Below are 3,609 nucleotides of genomic sequence, written 5' to 3' on the forward strand. Positions count from 1 at the left end.
TCACCAACGCCCATCTCTGGGACGTCTCCGCCGTCGGCGCCCTGGAGCGCGTCGCGGGCCGTCTGCGCGCGCGGGGAGCACGGGTGGAGTTGATAGGGCTGAACGCTGCGAGCGCGACCATGGTCAGTCGGCTGTCGCCGGAGATCAGCGGCCCCCCGGAGCCGCTCATCGACTGAGCCGCCCGCGTCGGCGCAGGCGCCGCTTCCAGCACAGGCGCGGCACGTCACCGCGTCGGGCACCGAGGAAAACCTCGCCGGTTTCGACTCCGCTGCATTGGATGTCGGCTGAGGCGACCCCGGTTGGCCTCGAACAAACGACCAGCCGCTTAGAAGGCGGCAGCTCTATCCAGCTGAGCTACGGAGTCGGGGGTGCCACGGCTTCAAAAGCCACGCGCGATGCGCCCGGTCAAGACTTTCCGCCGCCAGGGGCCATCGCGCGACCCGCGCGGCGCGAAGGCTAGAATTCCGGTCCGGAACGACGCTCCGATGCCATCGGCCGTTGACGCCGTGCGGCGCAGGCAGAGCGTCGCGCGGGTCGGATGCCCGCCGTGGCGACCATTGCACGAGGACTTCCTTGAGCCTGGCTCACGAAGTCAGGGCGTGGCTGGCGCGACGACGGCATCGTGCTGGCCGCTGGCCGAGAGCGCATCGGCGACGAAGCCCGAGGCCTTCATCGCCTCAATGAAAGCGCGCATGTACCCGGCCGCACCCGCTCGATCCCTCGGTGTGGCGACGGCCTGCTCGATCACCATGAACCGGCCGGGTAGGATGCGCAGGCCGGGATGCGTGCGGATATAGCTCTCGAGGGGTTGGCGCACGGAGGCCAGCACATCGGGCTGATCTTTGAGGAACAGCGTCAGCGCGTCGGCGGAGGTCGGCGCGTAGACGCGCTCGGCCGCCTTGAGATGGCGTCCGAGATAGAGATCGTAGGCGGTGTTGCGCCCGACGGCGATCTGGATGCCTGGGCGGTCGACTTCATCGTTCGCGGTCAGCGGCGACTCGGCGCGGACCAGATACGCGCCCTCGATGATGACGTAGGGCGGACTGAACGCGATCGTCTGGGCCCGCTCCGGGTCGATGGCCAGGAAGGCGACGTCCCAGGTTCTCGGTCCACCGAGCGCCGCCACCACCGCCCCGGCCGTGTCGAAGGTCTCGAATGCCACGGCCAAGCCGAGGCGCCGCCCGAGTTCGCGGGCGAGATCCGCCGAGACACCGGCCGGCGTTCCGTCGGCCCTCTTCTGGGCGAGGACGGGATTGCCGTAATTGATTCCCGCCCGCAGCGTCCCCGTCGGGGCGATCTCGGTGCGCAATTCTGGGGTCAGGTCCTGGGCCAATGCAACGCTCCTGCAAATCGTCAGGGACAGGGTCAGGATCGCCAGCCCGATCAGGCACACCATTACCCAACGAGGGCCTCGGCGAGGTGCCGCCGAAGAGCGAACTCGGACCGCGCCAGCGCGGAGGCACCGTTTCGCGTGCAATCGAACCGGGTGGTTGTGCATGTCGAAGGCGGCCTTACAACCTGAGGCGCGGGTGACGTCCCAGCGCGAGAGTTGATCCCATGAAATCCGTTTCATCCGCTCCGGACACGGCCGCCACCGAAGCCGCGATCATGCGCAAGGTCGGACTCCGGCTCGTGCCGTTCCTGATCCTCTGCTACTTCATCGCCTATATCGACCGGGTCAATGCCGGATTTGCCGCGCTGACGATGAACAAGGATGTCGGCCTGAGCCAAGCCATGTTCGGCATCGGCGGTGGTCTGTTCTTCCTCGCCTACGTGCTGTTCGAGGTGCCGAGCAACATCGCCATGGAGCGGTTCGGCGCCCGGGTCTGGATCGCCCGCATCATGGTCACCTGGGGTCTCGTCGGCGCCGCCATGGCCTTCGTGACCGGACCCTACACGTTCTACCTCGGGCGGTTTCTCCTGGGGGCGGCGGAGGCCGGCTTCTTCCCGGGCGTGATCCTCTACCTGACCTATTGGTTCCCGAAAGCGTACCGGGCCAGGATCGTCGCCACCTTCATGGTGGCGATCCCGTTGTCGAGCTTCCTCGGTTCGCCCGTTTCGGCGGCCCTGCTGCAGATGGACGGCATCGCGGGCCTGCGCGGCTGGCAGTGGCTGTTCGTCATGGAGGCGATCCCGGCAGTCCTGCTCGGGCTCGCGGCGCTCGCATTCCTGCCGAGCCGCCCGAGCGAGGCCGCGTGGCTGACCCCGGCGGAGCGGGCTTGGCTGAGCGAGCGGATCGCGGCCGATCGCGGGGCGGCGAGCCCGGTGACCGATCACCTGCCTGTCTGGAGGGTGCTCGCCAACAAGTATGTCTGGGCGTTGGCGCTGATCTACTCCGGTAGTTCGGCCACGAGCAACGCCCTCTCCTTGTGGATGCCGCAGATCCTCAAGTCCTTCGGCCTCTCGGACGTCGAGACGGGCTTCCTTAACATGATCCCCTTCGGCATCGCCTCGGTCTTCATGGTCCTCTGGGGCCTGCGCGCCGACCGCTCCGGCGAGCGCGTCTGGAGCACCGCCCTGCCGCTGGCCCTCACCTCGACCTGCCTCCTCGCCACGATCCTGACGTCGTCGCTGAGCGTGACGCTGGTCCTCCTGAGCCTGGTGCTCGTGGGCAATTACGCCATCAAGGGCCCGTTCTGGGCGCTCGCCACCGAATGGCTCTCGGTGGGCACCGCCGGTGCGGGAATCGCTGGCATCAACACCCTGTCGCATCTCGGGACCGGCGGCGCGACCTGGCTTCTCGGCGTCATCAAGGACCAGACCGGCAGCTTCCCGCTGGCGCTCACGCCCCTCGTCGCCTTGACGGCCGCCGGCAGCCTGATGGTCCTCGCCCTGGGGCGGGCCGCCCGCCTGCGCATCGCGGAGCCGGTGTCGTCCGCCTGAACCCTCACTCGACGGTGACGGATTTGGCGAGGTTTCGCGGCTGGTCGACGTCTTTCCCCATGGTCACGGCGGTGTGATAGGCCAGCAGCTGGATCGGGACGGCGTAGAGAATCGGCGCGACGATGGGGTCGATCTCCGGCATCGTCAGGGTCGCCATTGTGTCCAGCCCATGCTCGGCCGCGCCGGTCGCGTCGCCGATGAGGACGATGCGCCCGCCCCGTGCGGCGACCTCCTGCATGTTGGACACCGTCTTCTCGAAGACCGCGTCGTGGGGCGCGATGACGATGACCGGCATGGCGTCGTCGATGAGCGCGATCGGGCCGTGCTTGAGTTCGCCCGCGGCGTAGCCCTCGGCATGGATGTAGGAGATCTCCTTCAGCTTCAAAGCGCCTTCGAGGGCGAGCGGATAGGCCGTGCCGCGCCCGAGATAGAGAACGTCCCGGGCTTTTGCGATCTCCTGTGCCAAAACCTGGATCTCGCCCTCCTGCTTGACCGCCTGAGCCATCAGGCCAGGAAGGGAGATCAACGCGTCGACGAGGGCGCGCTCGTCCGCGGGGGCGAGCTGGCCCCGGGCGCGGGCCGCCGCGATGGCGAGACAGAGCAGGACCGTGAGCTGGCAGGTGAAGGCCTTGGTGGAGGCGACCCCGATCTCCGGCCCCGCGAAGGTTGGCAGCACGACGTCCGATTCCCGCGCCATGGTCGAGGTCGGCACATTGAGGATGGAGA

3 protein-coding genes and 1 tRNA gene are annotated in these 3,609 nt (G+C 68.1%); 1 reads left to right on the top strand and 3 read right to left on the bottom strand.

From position 1 onward, the window contains the following. Positions 1–290 precede the first annotated feature (290 nt). Positions 291–364 (bottom strand) — tRNA-Arg (locus JWQ05_RS19340). 228 nt (positions 365–592) lie between these two features. Beyond that, the gene (locus JWQ05_RS19345) at positions 593–1,396 is read right to left on the bottom strand and encodes an ABC transporter substrate-binding protein (protein WP_299662093.1); all 804 of its coding nucleotides are present in this window, start codon (positions 1,394–1,396) and stop codon (positions 593–595) included. A gap of 161 nt (positions 1,397–1,557) precedes the next feature. Here JWQ05_RS19345 and JWQ05_RS19350 point away from each other — a divergent pair, with 161 nt between their 5' ends. Then, entirely contained in the window at positions 1,558–2,883 is a 1,326-nt protein-coding gene (locus JWQ05_RS19350) for an MFS transporter (protein ID WP_299662096.1), read from the top strand. 4 nt (positions 2,884–2,887) lie between these two features. Here JWQ05_RS19350 and JWQ05_RS19355 read toward each other — a convergent pair. Continuing rightward, a partial coding sequence (locus JWQ05_RS19355; RefSeq protein WP_299662099.1) for an SIS domain-containing protein occupies positions 2,888–3,609 on the bottom strand: 722 nt, incomplete at its 5' end.

The sequence above is a fragment of the Methylobacterium sp. genome, from assembly GCF_028290105.1.
Classification (GTDB): domain Bacteria; phylum Pseudomonadota; class Alphaproteobacteria; order Rhizobiales; family Beijerinckiaceae; genus Methylobacterium.